This window comes from Thermocladium modestius, assembly GCF_055398215.1.
In genome coordinates this window covers 1,491,602-1,507,694 of sequence record NZ_AP043731.1, presented here as the reverse complement: position 1 = coordinate 1,507,694, position 16,093 = coordinate 1,491,602, and the positions used below count along the sequence as shown (strand labels likewise).

The following is a 16,093-nucleotide window of genomic DNA, read 5'->3' as shown; positions in this document are numbered from 1 at the left end:
ACCATGAAGATCCTGGTGACCGGGTGCGGGGGGTACATAGGCACAACCCTCGTGCCCTACCTGTTGAGGAGGGGATACGGAGTCAAGTGCGTCGACTGGCTGGCCTTCGGCGAGGACGTCCTCGGCCACGTTAACGGCGAGCCGGGCTTCCAGTTAATTAAGGCGGACGTGAGGGACATCGATGGCTCGGTCTTCGACGGCGTCGACGCGGTCGTCGACCTGGCATCCATCTCGAACGACCCAGCCGGCGAGCTCGACCCAGAGCTCACCCTATCCATAAATTACAGGGCCAGGGCGCGAAACGCCAAGCTGGCCAGGGAGAGGGGGGTCTCTAGGTACGTGCTGGCGTCGAGCTGCAGCGTCTACGGGAGGCAGAGCGGGGTCGCCGATGAGTCGACGGAGCCCAACCCCCTCACCACGTACGCCAAGGCGAACCTGATGGCGGAGAGGGATGTATTGCCGCTCGCCGGCGATTCATTCACAGCCGTCGCCCTTAGGTTCGCCACCGTGTATGGACCGTCGAGGAGGATGAGGTTTGACTTGGTGGTTAACGCGATGACCCTCTCGGCAATGCAGGAGGGGAGGATATACGTGGAGGGCGATGGAATGCAGCAGAGGCCCTTGGTTCATGTCCTCGACGTTGCGAGGGCCGTAGCGATGATGCTTGAGGCGCCGCGGGATAGGGTGAGCGGGGAGGCGTTCAATGTGGGCTCGGATGGGCAGAATTACAGGATAATCGACGTGGCCAAGGAGGTTCAGGCGATCACGGGGAGCGAGGTGGCGTTTAGGGGAGAGGTTGATAAGAGGAGCTACGCCGTGTCGTTCAGGAAAATACGCTCGCTTGGCTACGACACGCTGTACGCCGTTGGGGATGGGGTTAGGCAGGTCTACCACGAGGTGCTGCTTGGCTACTTGAGGCCCGAGGAGCGTTGGTGGACCGTTAAGTGGTATAAGAGGCTGCTTGGGAAATGAGGGGCCTAATCCTTGTCACCGGGGCCAGCTCGTCGCCTGGGTTTAAGACCCTAGCTAGGCTGAGGGAGTTGGGCTACGACGTCTTGGGGGTCTACAATCAGCACCCAGTCGATGGCTCCGTTAGGTGGGACTTGACCAATCCCACCGGCCTCCTGGATCAGTATAAGCCATCGGCGGTGGTGCACATGGCCGCTATGGGCGATGTTGATGGGTGCGAGGATGATGTTGAATCATGTTATAGGGTTAACGCCGTGGCCACTAGGGATGTGGCTAGGTGGTGCCTAAGGGCTGGGGCTAGGCTGTTTTACCTCTCCACGGACTACGTCTTCCGAGGCGATAGGGGTCTTTACGGTGAGGCAGATGCTCCAAGACCCATAAACTACTATGGGTTAACTAAACTACTGGGTGAGGAATCCGTTTTAGCAGTTGATGGTGTCGTTGTTAGGGTTGCCTGGATTTATGGTTTTGGGCCTGGTAGGCAGAATTTCGGTAGGACTGTGGTGGAGAAGCTTAGCCGTGGTGAGGAAGTTAAGGCTATTGTTGATCAATGGGGTTCACCAACATTAAACACCCTGATTGCTGAGATGATTACTAAGCTACTGCCAATTAATTACAGTGGAGTACTGCATGCAGCTGGCCCAAGGTTATCCAGGTATGAGTTCGCCTTAGCCATAGCAAAAGCCTTTAATTTCCCAACTGAGTTGGTTAAGCCAATATCGATTAGTCAATTATCCTTCAAGGCCCCTAGGCCAAGGGATTCAAGCCTAGATAGTTCAAGAGCCGTTAAGATACTTGGAATACCAGTTAACGACATTAATTATACACTAGCAATATTTAAAAAAGAGTGGGAATCATTTAAGTATGCCTCTCATTAATGTTAAGAGACTAGATATACCTGACGTAATGCTATTTCAGTTCAAGGTGTTTGAGGATGATAGGGGGTTCTTCACTGAGCTTTGGAAGCGTACAGAATACTTAACTACTAACTTGCCTTATGATTTTACCCAAGTCAATCTATCCTACTCAAGGCCCTACGTTGTTAGGGGGCTTCATTATCAGCTTAAGCCTGCGGAGCAGGGTAAGTTGGTTTATGTGGTTAAGGGTAGGGTTCTTGACGTGGCCGTGGACATTAGGAGGGGTTCACCGTGGTTCGGCAAATACGTGGCCGTTGAATTAACACCGGGCCTGGCCCTATGGGTACCGCCAGGTTTCGCCCACGGTTTTCAGGCCATTGAGGAGTCATACTTCCTATACCTAGTTACCAAGGAGTATAGCCAACAGCATGAGAGGTGCATAGCCTGGAACGACCCAGAGCTATCGATACCATGGCCAATAAGGGAGAGGGTAATATTAAGTGAGAAGGATTCAAAATGCCCGCCACTGAAACAAGCAGAAACAAACTTTGAATATCCAATATAGTGATAATTTTAGGCATATTCGCTATTAAATCTAAGCTCATTAGCTTGAGGAATTAGACATTATTTATATATTTAATCAAATTATGTTTAGGAAGATATTCTATAATACTTGAATTATAATGTTAAAAGGCATGAGATAAAATATCAATTCATAATTAGTATTAGCACTTATATCTTAAATAATATATTTACATTTAAATATTTACATGCAATATAGCCATTGAATAGTGTTAAATATTCTAGCTGGTATCCATAATCTAATCGTTCTATTTTCACAATATTTAAGAGCTAATCTTCTTATTAAAGGTGCATTTTTTAAGTTCACGAGATCTTTTGTTCTGCTACCAAGTATTATAGAATACAATGCGATATCTGATAGATCAGCTGGCTTCCAATTGCTAGGTTTTCTTGCCTTTAAAAAGACGCCAGGCTCTTGATGATCCTTTTCTAAAGTTATTATTTCAAAGTCACTGAATATATTAGCCATATCATGAATTTCATAGCGCCAGAAATCAAAGGGATACGCATGGTATGGGAATCCTCTTGATCTAGTTGTTATATATATATATAACCGCCTGGCTTTAATACCTCCTTTATGGCATTTATAACTCTCTGCCAATCATATACATGTTCAATTACCTCTGTTGATATTACTACATCAAACCTATTAACGCCGAAAATATTTGTAGCAGCTTCAGCTGTGGTAACAATATCAACATATAAACCTGGTTCAAGATCAATACCTATATAGAGTTTAGGTTTAAGGAATTTCTCAATGAACGGTCTAACACTACCATTAACATATTTGCTGCCAATTTCGAGAACTACCTTATCCTTAAATTCATCGACTTCAGCATAATGATGGAAAAATTCTATAACTGCTATATTACACATATTGATCTACACCCTTATACAATGAATCATTCCATGTCTATCTAATCCTATTTTTATAGCTTGCTCATTATGCGCATATCTCATACATGTAAAGTTAATGTATTTTAACTTATTAATTAATTGATCAACAGTATAATTTCTAAGATATCCGCTATATTCAATTTTTATGATATCGAATGACTTTAAGGAATCTAATTCGTTATTTACAACATCCCATTCGCATCCTTTGCAGTCCATTTTTAATACCTTGGTTTTAAATTCACCGATATTAACGCCCATTTCCTTAATGTTATTTAAAAGGGACTTAAGAGTAACTGCCTTTACCCTTATCCTGCTAGCTCCATCTTTATATATTGATACGCCTCCATCAAGATAATCACCATCTACTGCAATATCTACATAACCATCACTATTAGCTATCGCTACATTTATTGGCAAGATTTTAGTTTTAAATTCTGGATTAAGTCCAATATTCTTTAACATTAATTCAAAGTGTTTAGGTGCAGGTTCAACTGCCACAACAAAGGCACCTTTACTCGCATAGTAAAGCGCTGTGTCACCAATATAAGCCCCTATATCAAGAATAAACCATCTATTAAGATTAAAATCAAGAAAATGAATATCATAGAGCCAAGTTTCAAGTAAAACCGTCCAGTCAATTAATCTAATAGAATCTATGTAAAGTTTAATATTATCAGGTGTTACTAGAAAAATCTTACTATCATCCGTAATGTTAAATCTAAAGTTATTCTGTATAAATTCTATTATGTTATTACATTTAAAATTAGTAATATAACCATCGTAATGAGCATTAATAATGAATGAATATATATCTGGAGTAAGCCTATGTTTTTTATCATTGCATTTCACCACTATAGAATCCTTAGCTAAGCCATATTTAATAAGCATGTACTTTAAACCTGCATATAGCCAATTTTCAAATAAATCACTACTTCTTAAAGCAACAAATAGACTTCTAAGTAAATTCATCAATACCCTAAATACCTTTAGATTTTAAGTATTTCTGCATCTTAAGGATAATATAAGATGTGCTTCTTCTTATAGAATATTCTAAATATTTAAGCCTTATGCTATCAGGCATATATTGGAGTAGGTATGTTGATAATGCATACAATAAGCCATACCAAAAGTTCTTCCCCATAGTATAAATCTCATAGAATTTACCAAATTTTTTATAAAATTCTAATTCATCTTCAAAAATACTTTTAGCATTCAAAGTATTTATTAACTTCAATATAGTTAAACTCCTTTGTAACGTATTATTATTTATTAAAATAGCGTCCTTAAGCATATTAAGTACATTAATCTCTAATATTCTATATTTGGTAGAATACCTTAGCATCTCTAATTCCATGGATTTAAGAAAATCTTTATACATGTTTGATGGGCAGTTAATATTTGCCAATTTAACAATATTATTGACATTTTTAATCCGTATAAGTGCTAATAAATATCTTTGCATTATAAGTTTAATAATGTACTTTTCATTAATAGGATAATTTAAAGAACTGTATGCTGATAAGTTTGATGAATGTGTTCTATAATATGTAAGCTTTAGTGATGTTAGATATAAAGATCCTATGAATGCGAATGTTTTTGAATATAAGTAAAGATCTATACCTGTTTGCATACTCTTTAATACGTTTAGATCATTTTTACTTAATGATATTCTTCTTATTGCTATTGATGAATTGTTAAAGTCTGCGCCTGTAAGTAAATTGATGTAATCCATCGCACATGGTATCTTTTTTAGCTTTTCATCTATTATCATGTCAGAGTAGTTAAGTAATGCTCCATAGTGTATCATGTATCTTGCTATAGTTAATGGTATAACGTTGCCATGTTCATCAATTACATCTTGCCTATTATGGAAATAAACCACATTTCTATACCTGCTGAATACATTTTTTATGAATTGTAACCGTTCAGGTTTATACATATCATCGTCTTCTAAGAATGTAATTACTTCACCTTTAGCTTCCTCAAGTCCAATGGCTATTTTACCTCCTAAAGGTATAGTATTGGTTACTATGTTTTTCCAACCATTGCGGCTTATGATATTGTCTATAGCTTTATCTTCAAAATTTTTAACTATAATAACCTCAAATTCCCCTTTATCTAATGTCTGTTTTTCTAGGCTCATTAAGGCTAGGGGTAGGAATCTTCTCCTATCATGGGCTGTAACTATGACCGAAATATAGGGATCCATTCAAATGGCAGTAGGACCTTTTAATTTTTAAGCTTAATTTTAATTAAATAAGCCTCTTATCAATATATCCCTCATGGCCGAGTAGTGCGTGTAATAGGCCCAGGCCTAGGGCCTTTATGAATTTCTTGGGACCATCCTTAAATAGGATTTTTATACCAAGTTGAATGATTTGATTAAGGTATAACCTGGAGTATAGCCTTCCCTCTAGTAGGAGTATTGTCGAGTTTCTCACTATATAGTAGTATCTCCATGGTGGTTCATAAATAGTATACCTAGATAATACTGGTATCCATTTAATTACCCCTAATTTATGGTCTATTAGCCTACAGTTTAATAAAAGTGTTAGATATCCTATTCCCTTACTCTGGCATATAAGTCATGATCTGCCTGGTCTAGGAAGAAGTTTACCCTGCAGCATGTCTTAACGGCTACATGGCTTTTAATCAAAGTTCCTGAAAATGCATTATGATGCGTCTCATAGATCTTGCAGTCTCCATCCGATGTGCTAAGTTTAATTAACCCTATTCTCTTAACATTGATTGGAGTCTTTTCATAGATGGTTAATGCTGTTTTTACGGCATTCCTTAAGACCATGGTATCGTCGTCAAGAAATAGTAGCCACTCAGGCCTATAATTGACTACGGCGTAATGCACACCCTTCATTAATGCATAGGCTACTCCACTATTAAAGTTTAGCTTTATTATGCTACAATTAGGTATGCTACTGCATAATACCTTAATTTCATCAATATTATCTGATGCATTAAACAATCACAATACTATCAACTTCATAGACTAGTGACCTAAGAATATTCCTAAACCTAGATAATTTGGGGTTATGTGTAATGATAATGGCAGTAACTCCGGCCATTAAGGTACATTAAGGGAAACCTACTTATAAAGATAACCATGCGTCTTCACCTATAGCCCGCGTGGCATCATTATGTCATCACTCTTATTCAAGCGGTAACATTAATAAACGCTATATAGAGGAATGTATCAATGCGTACTAAAGTCTCGGTTATCTGGCTCAATTATAATAGTATGAAGTTCATGGATACGGTGTATAAGAGTCTTGAAGCATTCCTTAATATGGACTTTAACAGCTATGAACTTTTAATAGTTGATAATGCTTCTAATGATGGTAGTTTTGAGCATATTGTAAGGTTCCTTGAAGAACGTAAGCAGGATAATGTGAAAGTTAAGATTATTCGCAATGACAAGAATCTAGGTTATGCTGGTGGTATGAATGCAGGTTGGGAGGCTAAGGATCCTGAAAGTAAATATGTGGCATTCGTGAATAACGATTTAATACCAGCACCGTACTCATTAGCTAAATTAGTGGAATATATGGAGGATGGTGAAAGGGTAGCGGCCGCAAGCGGACTAATACACTACCCGGATGGGAAGATAATATACTCTACAGGAGGATGGATTGATGAACTTTGGATTGGCGGGGGTATCTGCAATGGATTAGTCGCAGACGAATGCCCTGGGATTGATAAGATACATTACGTAACGTATCCAGATGGGGCATATATGGTAGTGAGGGTTGATGCTATAAAGAGGGTAATGCCTAATGGTAAACCATTCATAGACGAAACATTTCTATACCTGGATGATAGTCTCTTAGGATTAATATTATGGAATAGGGGATATCAGGTCAAGTATATACCGATAGATATAGGTATACATTACCAAGGCATGGTAACAAGGGGATCACTCAGCAACTTCTATGGAGTACGTGGATCAACAGCCCTAAGTCTAATCGTCAAGACTAGATATTCAAATACACTAATTAGCAGAATATTAAGATCAAGGAGACTATTTTACTTATTCATTAATAAAGTTAATTACCGTGGCTTCATCGATGGTATGCAGCTTGCTAATGTACTAATAGAAAAGGTAGGCGTATTAAACCTTTATTGCGCACCATACCGCTATGTCACCCCATTAGAGGTGACTAGTGAACTACTTTTACTTAGAAGACGCTACTTAAAGGTAAAATTAAATGAACTTAAGATAAGAAATCGATACCTATGAAAATATAAATTATTTAATAAAAACATTACTTAACTTCATTGGCGAATTAAGGCATTAAATTATTTATATTCATGTATATCTCTATTCACATTATGCATTACTATATTGATAACTCTCAAAATATCACCAGCAACTCGATAGATACTACAATTATTAGGAGTTCACTGGGATAGTGGATGGGTACCCCCCAAGCTTGCCGCCGGGCCCGAGGAGACCTATGGCCGAGAAGCGGGTGGAGTAGTTGCTCACCACGGACTGGGCGGTGATGAACACCACCAATATTATGAGTATCGCCAGGACTATGGATGCGACCTCCTCATTGAATAGGAGGGTGGTGGGCTTGCCTGGCCCAGCCCTCACGGAGTCCCCGCTCCTCAGCCTTAGCCATAACTCCCCAATTATCTCGCGGCGCTTGGCGTAGATCAGAGCAGCGGCGGCTATGACGGCGGCGGCAGCGGCTAGGGCGATTACCTTGGAGGCGAGGATCCCGTTTAGGCTGGCCCTCGCCCCGGGGAGTTGGGCGAGGACCTCGTTAATCAGGGGGGAGGCGTTGCTTGCCTCGCCCTCGCTCGTCAGGTTTATGGCTTGGTTCAACTCATTCACGAGGAGCGTCACGTTGGCGCCGCCGGCGCCCAGGCGCGCCACCTCGCCGTAAGCGCTTAGGAGGCTGGGCGGCGGGGGTTGGGGGACGGCGAGGGCGGTGAAGGCCATGGCGATTGCCGCCACAATCATCAAAGGCAACAGCGTCAAAGCGTTTATCCTCATCATAACCCGGCCCAATGCCTCTGTATTTATGCGTTTAGGCCCCGCGGAGAAGTCTCTATGATTGGCTGCAGTGTTTATATGAAAAGCCATCTGCATATTATATAGTTATTGTAAATCTATATGGTTATTACATGTTCTTTTTATATCATTCTCCACCATTATTCGCACTAATTCTTTGAAACTAGTCTTAGGGGACCATTTTAGCAATCGCTTTAGCTTTACTATAATCTGCTACGTAATTATCCGACTCAAGGGGTCTATAGTACTCTGGGCTAACTTTCACTAGTATTCTCTCCATATCATCAACACCTACTTCCTTAAGTCCCTCATCTTTCCAATGTATATTAATCCCTACTGCCTTGAAAGCCTCCTCAGCGAATTCCCTCACCGTATGTAGCTCTCCAGTGCCTAGCACGGAGTCATCCGGTCTCACGTAGTTAAGCATCATCCACATCCCCTCCACGTAATCCCTAGCATAACCCCAATCCTTTCTGGCATTTAAATTGCCCAACACAATTGGATCGCTAGAACCACAGTAAATCTTTGCTACACCAAGCGTAATCTTCCTGGTAACAAACATTGGACCCCTAACCTCACTCTCATGATTGAATAGAATACCATTACTCATGAATAATCCATAAGCCTCCCTGTAAATTTTAACTGACCAAAAAGCCGCGAGCTTCGACACAGCATAGGGCGACCGCGGCTTAAAGGGCGTGTTCTCGTTTTGCGGTGTTTGCTCGGGCTGCCCATAGATCTCGGAGGTTGCTGCATTATACATCCTAGAGCTAGACGAGTAGTCCTTAATGGCATTAATTACATTAAGCGTACCACCAATGTTTATATCATAGGTGTACATGGGATTCTCGAAACTATAAGGCACTAAGCTTTGAGCAGCAAGGTGATAAACTTCATAGGGCTTAAGTTTACTAATAACGTCAGCTACAAAATGAGCATCAGTCACATCACCGAAGAGTATGTGAATGCCATTTCTTTTATCTTTAGGAAGGAGATCAAGCATACCTAAGCTGCCATCAGCATGTCTCCTCGCTATCCCATATACTTCATAACCCTTCTCAATCAACAGTTGAGATAAAAAGTAGCCATCCTATCCAGTTATTAAGGCCTTACCTCTCATTATTTTTCTAAAAAATTAACTATTTTTAAGGTTGACGTCTACTTTTAATATCGTATGCTTTTTCTATTACATTTTTAAGCCGCGACTTATAATTATCCCATGAGAAATCACTAGCTATTTCTGTTGACTTTTTAGAGAGCTTGATCCATAAATCATTATTATGAAGTAATGTTTTTACAATGTGTGTAGCTTCATGTACATTAATGTATCCTAGCATTGGGTCTATTCTTGATGCTATGTCTAGCCAACCACCGCCATCCCTATAAACCACAGGAACAGCACCAGCGGCTGATGCTTCTGCTATAGAGATGCCAAAGTGTTCAACATAGAGAGGGTGAAGGTATATTGGTGCATTGCACATTAGTCTCAATAGTCGGTTCCTCGATATATTGAAGAGTAGGTGGAGGTTCTTAACCTTAAGTTCCTCTAACCTGTTAATAAGCTTATGTACCACTGTTTGGGATGCTTGTGTTACCGACCCAGCTATGTAGAATTCGGCTTCAGGAACCATTGAGGCGATCTCAACTATTGATGTAAGGTTCTTTTCAGGACTATACCTGGACACTGTGAGCACCATATCCTTATCCTTCCTATCATATGACCCGCAGGCTGTAAACACGTCATTATCAATGGGTGGGTATAATACATTGGGCCTTATGCCGAATTTCCTATAGATCCTAACTGCAGTCCATGAACTGTTAACTAGGGTTAACCTGGGCTTACCTAGGTTCCTCCTAATCTCAATGTTTAAGAAAGCCCTATATAGGAAATTCATTAAGCCTCCATGGGTATCTTCACCTAGGGGTAAGTGTATGTAGGATATGTCTGTATCCATGGGCACGTTACTCATCGTTTCAATAACTATATCGTAGCCCAGACCCCTAACAACCTTAAGCAGATGCCTAGCTGCGACAATGGCACCACTCACAGGAGCCCTCGTTATATCGCCCATTCTTCTAGTTAACCTAGTCTCAGGATCCATGGGTATCAACATAGGTTTAGGATCCGTTGAACTGGCTAGGAGACTCCATGCATCGTAATTAATATACGATGCATATATATCAACTACATGACCAAGCTCCCTTAAGGCTCTAGCCATTAAAAATACCAACCTCTCACCACCACCAACCATGCCAATTATGGCATGAGCTATGGCAATCCTCATGGTCCCGTTGATACTAGATTTAACCCATCATTATATATTATTGATGAATTCAATATGCTAGATAAGGCATTCCTAAACGATTCAAGATTAACATCATTTGCCAGATACAGTAGGTCATCCTTATTAAAGTCAAATAACTGGTAAGTACATGGATTATTAATACTATGTGTAAGTTTAAGGAGCTCATAGCCCGTTAGCCAATTGGTATTGTAGTATGTTGCTAAATTACAGTGATAGCCTAACCCATACATTAATCTGAAGGATACCCAAGTAACTGGGTTACCTGCCGAGTAGTCCCAGTAAATGGTTGAGCTTGAGAATATTAATCCCATGAATCCGAGAATCATCAGTATGGGAATTATAAAATATATTATATTTCTCCACCTCTTAACAATCCTCCAAAGGTATGCCCCTAGGAATCCTGATAGAATTGGCGCAGTGTATATAACTACCCTATTGCCGTATGAACCTAATGCTATCGTTACCAATGCTATAACAACCAGTCCACCAACCATAACCGATGCATATGCTTCTCTAAACTTATCACCACCTCTCAATAGTAGCCATAGGTATATCGATATTGAGGCTATGAGTTCGAAAACAGCCATTGCATAACCCCCATGAAGCTCAAGCCTATATACCATTAATCTTAGTGGATATACTGATTGCAATGACTCTTCGAAGAATACTGCATGTGAGACTCTTCCTAGCAGTAGTGTTATTAAACGCTCAATGGCTGATGGTGAAAAGACTCCGCTAATAATCTCAATATTACCCATGAAGGCGTATATGCTATAGGCCATGAACATGGCTGATGAAACAGTAAGCATGTTTAATGCTATGGGCCAATACCTAGCCCTCCTTACAAGCCTAAGCAGAAGCAACGCAGCCAGGGAGGCTATCAATATGGGCATCTCGGTCTGGTGAGTTAGGGTTAACGTTACGGCAGCTAGTGACAGTAAGCCAATAGCCTTAGAATCACCACCAGTGATCATTGGAAATAGCGGTATTAAAAGCATGAATAGGACTATGTTAAAGTCCTGGGGTGAGAAGTGGAATTGGTAAGACCAGATTAGAGCAATGTAGATAAGCATACTGAGCAGTGCTATATGTATGGAATCTTCTCCTTCGTAAAGCCTACGACTCACAAGGTAAGCCACCAGGATTAGGAATATAGGCTCTAGAAAACCGTAGATTGAGGATAGCCTTATTGGTTGAAGCCCAGTAACCTTACCTAGCATAGCCTCCCAAATTAAGGCAAGCGGATAGAACCCATTATTATAAAGCATCGGCCTAACGCTACTATATCCAAAGAGCGAAATCATTGAAGACTCTGCTGAAAACGATGTACCATCAGCAAGGTAAGGTGGATATGGGCTTAATAATAGAGGGTAACCCACGAGGTATATTAATATAATGAAGATCAGCAATAAGCTAAGTAAACGGCTTCTAAGCATTAACATGTTAATGGTTAATAATACGCTAACTGCTAATACCACAAATCCAATGAGGTAAAATACATTGAGGGTGCTTAATATCCCGATGGCTGAATCCTGGAGATTCAAAGCTTCAACATTAGAAATCAATATAATGTTGGATTTAATAGCTGAAACATACAACAATCCTAGCGACACCATTAAACATATGGCCAGCACTATAGCTCTAATTCTATTGTTCATAGGTTTCCAGAAGTCTCAATCCATTTTTAAATTCACACAATACAGATAATTTAACGATACGTAGGGTATGAATAATGCTGTTAATGAACGCCAGACACCAAAAAGAACCATATATGGATTACTATTTTTAACAATACTCAATGCATAATGCAAATTAGGTACCCTTCTCTCCACAATAAAGCATCTAAATCCATTACTCTTAAGTGATTCATAGATCTTAATTAGGCCTGTTTTACCGTAAACATAAGGGTGTAATTCACCCACTATTATCTTAACCCTTTTAAGCCATTGGTTATCATGGGTAAGTAAATAATATTCAGCGCCCTCAATATCCATCTTAAGTAAATCTATATATTCCCCATACCCTTTCTGCTCAAATATATTAATTAACGTGTTCATTGATATAGATTCAGCATAATTTCTAAAACCAGCCCAGTCAAGGGTCTTTATAACTCCATCCGCTATATCGATAGCCTTTTGAACTACTTTTACCTTTATATTCCTTTTAATAGCATTATTTAAAATATTATTTACAGCTAAAATATAATTATATATAATTGGTTCAACTGCTAATACTAAGCCATCATCCATATTATTGATGATTAATATTGTGAAAACTCCTATATGTGCACCTAAATCCACTACGATTCTAGGTTTAGTTTTTAAAGCCCTATAATATTGACCTAATACAATTAACTCATCAATAACCTGAAGCCCCTCATAATGTGTATAAAGTCTATAGTTATTAATATTAATGTTTGTTTATTTATCATTAAGAATCTAATAACTTTAATATATAATTCTCTTAATTTAGAGCCTATGAGTATTAATAAATTATTATTCATTATTTCTCAATAATCCTGGTTATTATATCAAGGTAATTTGACGCTATTTTAATATGGTCAAAATTTTTAATGAATTCCCGGCTATTTCTACTTATGCTTATCCAAAGTTCCTCATTGTTTAATAATCTTTCTAATGCATTGGCATAGTCTATTGGGTTTAGGCTGTTGACTCTGATGCCATTAACCCCATTAATAAGCACCTCTTCAGGTACTGCACCTGAGACTATGGGTGGTGTTCCGCATGCCATAGCCTCCAGGGTGGTGAAGGGAAAGGCCTCGCCACTTGACGGAAGTATCAGCGCCTTGGCGCTACACAATACCTCCAGTTTAGTTCTCTCATCAGCATTAAATAGAACCCTTACGAAATCCTTATCCATAGACACTTCCTCAACTTCTTTAGAATAGCTACCCACTATGGCTAACTCCACATTATAGCCTCTTCTCCTCAACTCCTCCACCACCTTAATGCTGATTTGGGGGTTCTTAATGGGCCTTGTCCCAATATGAACTATCACATTACCCCTTTCCTGGAGTCTTACAGGCCTGTATAGACTAAGCTTAAATGGCAAGGGCACTACGGCGTCGCAGTCGGTTATACTCCTATATTCCCGCCTGCTTTGCTCTGATATACAAACAACTTGTCAGATGTCGCATAAAGCGCCTTTAACACTAAACGCTGCATAATGGATATATTGCCGAGTGGACCGTGGGCCACCGCGATTTTTGACTTAAATATCAATGGAACTACACCATTAACGACAGCCACATCTACGCCTTCTTTCCTGAGGAGGGATCCTCCCTTGGTTAACCACCGTAGATTCATCTTAACCCAGGGATCTCCGGCACAGGGCTTATCCTCAATGGTAAGTATTGGCACCTCATAGTCCAGCCCGTGCATTTCCCTAAACCATCTAGGTAATTCTTCCCGTTTTACAGAGCCGCTGTAACACCAACTGGCTATTACCACATCGTGGCCCAGCCTTATTAAACCCTCAGCCAGCCACGCTATGAACCTATTAACGCCATCCAAGTGCGTTATATACTCTCGTCTGATTATAGCAATCTTCATACCAGTTTCTCTATCTCCGTATTTTTGTATTGATTACTGGCAAAACATTTCATGAGATGAATTAAGCATTGTCATTTTGCTTTTCAACAGCATAGATTGGGCCTTGCATGACTTCATCATAGAGCCCGAGGAAGCCCTCCACGACCTCGTTCCATACCTGTATATTAGCGTTTTTAACCAGTAGAGCGTCACTAGCAATCTCCTCTCCTCGCATGTTTAAATTCCCTGCAATGATTCTGCTAACTATAGATGGAACGCCCATGGCTATCGCCTCCGCTACGAATATGCTGAAGGCCTCAGCCTCGCTTAAGTTAATGGCGTATCTAGCAGATGCTATTGTTCTCAAGTATTCATCCCGGGGAAGAAAGTCCCTGAATTCCACGTCATATCTCTCAGCGAGCTTCGCTAGACGCGGCTTGTCGGGACCCTGACCTATTATCAACAATCGGAGACCCAGCTTGTGGGTTAGCTCCATGGCTTTATCTATTCTCTTGTACCTCTCCAATCTTCCAGCATACACTGCATAATTGCTGTCTTGACCAATCCATCTATATTGGAGGACGTCCTCATCGATCCCGTTTGGAATAATGCATAACTTCCCGCTTGCATCCGGGAAATCCTTCACCACTCTCTCTCCCTCCATTTTGCTCACAGCGTGAACCGCATTAACTGCCTTCACCAATTCCCTAACTCTGTGCAGCCAAGCAAAGCCCCATAACAGCTTCCGTACAAGCGTGTGCCCTCCACCGTGATAGTGAAGCGTGAAAACCAACCTTGCGCGGTTTTTAGCAGCAAGTCCTGCATATACCGGCAAAACGGCGTGCGCACTATGTATGTGGATAACGTCATTTTGAGATGCCAGGTGGCCTATCATGACCTTCAATTCGGTAGGCCTCCTCGGTATGTGATACGCCCCGCTTGGGTTCCAGGTGGGCCATCTTATCACATGTACGTCGTTTATCTCCTCCTCGTGGGGTTTCTCGATCTCTGTTTCTCCCGCCAGCACTGTTACTTCATGTCCCATCTTGACTAGCCTTTCAGCAGTCGACTTTACTACGTACTCCACACCGCCGATATGTGGGTAATACGTGGGCGATATAATTAGTATTTTCATACTATAACAAAGAGGCGCATTCCTGCCAAGCTCTTAAATACCATTGTCTTTCTCATGCTGATTTAGCTCATTCAGTCTGTTATATAGTTCTCCCTCCCATACATGTCATAGCCTTAACATCAGTTCCCCCACGCATTTCCAAAGGTATTGCCGCTGGCCACGTCTATCCTGTACCACTTCGGCGTGTTCAGCCAATTAATGCCCATCACTATCAACTCCCCGGCGGACGCCCTAAGGCCCGCCCTCGCCGCCAGCCTGAGACCGACGACGTACGCGGCGAACCTAACGCTTCCCCTCAACAAGAGGGTTAATGCCTCCACGACCGCCCCCCTCAGCAAGCCGAGGGCGTGGGCCGACGTGAACCTGAACCCGCGGCGCATGTAGGCGATGGCCGCCTCGAGGAGGCCCCTCCTCACCGGGCTCAACCTGAACCAGGCCCGGGACCTAATCGCCCTCCTCCTAAGGGACAATAGAAGCGGCAACCCAACATCCCTAACCCTATCAGCGACGAACTCCTCAATCAACTCGGGAACCTCCCCCGGCAGCCCATTCACGATTCACTCCTACCAATATCCTTTTTAAGCATTGCCCAAGAAAAACGAGGCCGTAGAATTAACAGTTTCACGTCTATGAACTGCTCCATCCCTTCGGGCCGGGGTTCTCCGCCGCTCAGTGACGAATCCCGCATCAAGGCGATCCATTGATGGTGGTAAGGGATGGGGGAAGCCACGTAATACATATATTGGGCAACCGCTCCGGCC

Annotated in this window: 17 protein-coding genes; 4 read left to right on the top strand and 13 right to left on the bottom strand. The window is 41.4% G+C overall.

What is annotated here, in order from left to right; genetic code table 11:
- Positions 1–3: 3 nt before the first annotated feature.
- From ACZ5ZS_RS07810 to rfbC, 3 genes are read left to right on the top strand one after another with little or no spacing between them, the layout of a single operon-like run.
- Positions 4–972, top strand: coding sequence for an NAD-dependent epimerase/dehydratase family protein (locus tag ACZ5ZS_RS07810; RefSeq protein ID WP_188595516.1), 969 nt, complete (start codon positions 4–6; stop codon positions 970–972).
- Positions 969–1,847, top strand: coding sequence for a dTDP-4-dehydrorhamnose reductase (rfbD, locus tag ACZ5ZS_RS07805; RefSeq protein WP_188595515.1), 879 nt, complete (start codon positions 969–971; stop codon positions 1,845–1,847). The genes ACZ5ZS_RS07810 and rfbD overlap by 4 nt, the downstream gene beginning before the upstream one ends.
- Positions 1,834–2,391 (top strand): dTDP-4-dehydrorhamnose 3,5-epimerase, encoded by a 558-nt coding sequence (gene rfbC / locus ACZ5ZS_RS07800; protein ID WP_188595514.1) that lies wholly within the window; start codon positions 1,834–1,836, stop codon positions 2,389–2,391. Before rfbD ends, rfbC begins: the two co-directional genes overlap by 14 nt.
- A 554-nt stretch (positions 2,392–2,945) precedes the next feature.
- On the opposite strand, the gene ACZ5ZS_RS07795 is transcribed toward rfbC, so the two are convergent.
- The 4 genes from ACZ5ZS_RS07795 to ACZ5ZS_RS07780 form a co-directional block, all read right to left on the bottom strand.
- The gene (locus ACZ5ZS_RS07795; protein WP_229657605.1) at positions 2,946–3,284 is read right to left on the bottom strand and encodes a class I SAM-dependent methyltransferase; all 339 of its coding nucleotides are present in this window, start codon (positions 3,282–3,284) and stop codon (positions 2,946–2,948) included.
- 6 nt (positions 3,285–3,290) lie between these two features.
- Positions 3,291–4,274, bottom strand: coding sequence for an FkbM family methyltransferase (locus tag ACZ5ZS_RS07790; protein ID WP_075060440.1), 984 nt, complete (start codon positions 4,272–4,274; stop codon positions 3,291–3,293).
- A gap of 7 nt (positions 4,275–4,281) precedes the next feature.
- The gene (locus ACZ5ZS_RS07785; RefSeq protein WP_188595513.1) at positions 4,282–5,514 is read right to left on the bottom strand and encodes a glycosyltransferase family 2 protein; all 1,233 of its coding nucleotides are present in this window, start codon (positions 5,512–5,514) and stop codon (positions 4,282–4,284) included.
- Positions 5,515–5,865: 351 nt separating this feature from the next.
- The gene (locus tag ACZ5ZS_RS07780) at positions 5,866–6,285 is read right to left on the bottom strand and encodes a glycosyltransferase family 2 protein (protein ID WP_075060443.1); all 420 of its coding nucleotides are present in this window, start codon (positions 6,283–6,285) and stop codon (positions 5,866–5,868) included.
- A gap of 231 nt (positions 6,286–6,516) precedes the next feature.
- Here ACZ5ZS_RS07780 and ACZ5ZS_RS07775 point away from each other — a divergent pair, with 231 nt between their 5' ends.
- Positions 6,517–7,557: a glycosyltransferase gene (locus ACZ5ZS_RS07775; protein ID WP_188595512.1), complete on the top strand. Its 1,041-nt coding sequence runs from the start codon at positions 6,517–6,519 to the stop codon at positions 7,555–7,557.
- 153 nt (positions 7,558–7,710) lie between these two features.
- Here ACZ5ZS_RS07775 and ACZ5ZS_RS07770 read toward each other — a convergent pair whose 3' ends face one another.
- The 9 genes from ACZ5ZS_RS07770 to ACZ5ZS_RS07730 form a co-directional block, all read right to left on the bottom strand.
- Complete coding sequence (locus ACZ5ZS_RS07770; RefSeq protein WP_464858227.1) at positions 7,711–8,325, bottom strand: hypothetical protein; 615 nt, start codon at positions 8,323–8,325, stop codon at positions 7,711–7,713.
- Between the two features lie 184 nt (positions 8,326–8,509).
- The gene (locus ACZ5ZS_RS07765; protein ID WP_229657604.1) at positions 8,510–9,406 is read right to left on the bottom strand and encodes a GDP-mannose 4,6-dehydratase; all 897 of its coding nucleotides are present in this window, start codon (positions 9,404–9,406) and stop codon (positions 8,510–8,512) included.
- Between the two features lie 79 nt (positions 9,407–9,485).
- Positions 9,486–10,625, bottom strand: coding sequence for a glycosyltransferase (locus ACZ5ZS_RS07760; protein ID WP_188595510.1), 1,140 nt, complete (start codon positions 10,623–10,625; stop codon positions 9,486–9,488).
- The gene (locus ACZ5ZS_RS07755) at positions 10,622–12,304 is read right to left on the bottom strand and encodes a hypothetical protein (RefSeq protein ID WP_188595509.1); all 1,683 of its coding nucleotides are present in this window, start codon (positions 12,302–12,304) and stop codon (positions 10,622–10,624) included. Before ACZ5ZS_RS07755 ends, ACZ5ZS_RS07760 begins: the two co-directional genes overlap by 4 nt.
- Before the next feature lie 15 nt (positions 12,305–12,319).
- Positions 12,320–12,946, bottom strand: coding sequence for an FkbM family methyltransferase (locus ACZ5ZS_RS07750; protein ID WP_188595508.1), 627 nt, complete (start codon positions 12,944–12,946; stop codon positions 12,320–12,322).
- Between the two features lie 202 nt (positions 12,947–13,148).
- Positions 13,149–13,718: a glycosyltransferase family 4 protein gene (locus ACZ5ZS_RS07745; protein WP_229657603.1), complete on the bottom strand. Its 570-nt coding sequence runs from the start codon at positions 13,716–13,718 to the stop codon at positions 13,149–13,151.
- A gap of 23 nt (positions 13,719–13,741) precedes the next feature.
- Positions 13,742–14,218 (bottom strand): glycosyltransferase, encoded by a 477-nt coding sequence (locus tag ACZ5ZS_RS07740; RefSeq protein ID WP_229657602.1) that lies wholly within the window; start codon positions 14,216–14,218, stop codon positions 13,742–13,744.
- A gap of 61 nt (positions 14,219–14,279) precedes the next feature.
- Positions 14,280–15,284, bottom strand: a complete 1,005-nt coding sequence (locus ACZ5ZS_RS07735) for a glycosyltransferase family 4 protein (protein ID WP_229657601.1) — start codon at positions 15,282–15,284, stop codon at positions 14,280–14,282.
- A 167-nt stretch (positions 15,285–15,451) separates the two neighbouring features.
- Positions 15,452–15,886, bottom strand: coding sequence for a hypothetical protein (locus ACZ5ZS_RS07730; protein WP_188595506.1), 435 nt, complete (start codon positions 15,884–15,886; stop codon positions 15,452–15,454).
- Between the last annotated feature and the right edge of the window lie 207 nt (positions 15,887–16,093).

Excerpts from the sequence above, each read along its gene's own strand:
- ACZ5ZS_RS07740 (WP_229657602.1), bottom strand. The coding sequence starts at position 14,218 with ATGAAGATTGCTATAATCAGACGAGAGTATATAACGCACTTGGATGGC.
- rfbC (WP_188595514.1), top strand. The coding sequence starts at position 1,834 with ATGCCTCTCATTAATGTTAAGAGACTAGATATACCTGACGTAATGCTA.
- ACZ5ZS_RS07790 (WP_075060440.1), bottom strand. The coding sequence starts at position 4,274 with ATGAATTTACTTAGAAGTCTATTTGTTGCTTTAAGAAGTAGTGATTTA.
- ACZ5ZS_RS07760 (WP_188595510.1), bottom strand. The coding sequence starts at position 10,625 with ATGAGGATTGCCATAGCTCATGCCATAATTGGCATGGTTGGTGGTGGT.
- ACZ5ZS_RS07810 (WP_188595516.1), top strand. The coding sequence starts at position 4 with ATGAAGATCCTGGTGACCGGGTGCGGGGGGTACATAGGCACAACCCTC.
- rfbD (WP_188595515.1), top strand. The coding sequence starts at position 969 with ATGAGGGGCCTAATCCTTGTCACCGGGGCCAGCTCGTCGCCTGGGTTT.
- ACZ5ZS_RS07775 (WP_188595512.1), top strand. The coding sequence starts at position 6,517 with ATGCGTACTAAAGTCTCGGTTATCTGGCTCAATTATAATAGTATGAAG.
- ACZ5ZS_RS07770 (WP_464858227.1), bottom strand. The coding sequence starts at position 8,325 with ATGATGAGGATAAACGCTTTGACGCTGTTGCCTTTGATGATTGTGGCG.
- ACZ5ZS_RS07785 (WP_188595513.1), bottom strand. The coding sequence starts at position 5,514 with ATGGATCCCTATATTTCGGTCATAGTTACAGCCCATGATAGGAGAAGA.
- ACZ5ZS_RS07795 (WP_229657605.1), bottom strand. The coding sequence starts at position 3,284 with ATGTGTAATATAGCAGTTATAGAATTTTTCCATCATTATGCTGAAGTC.
- ACZ5ZS_RS07755 (WP_188595509.1), bottom strand. The coding sequence starts at position 12,304 with ATGAACAATAGAATTAGAGCTATAGTGCTGGCCATATGTTTAATGGTG.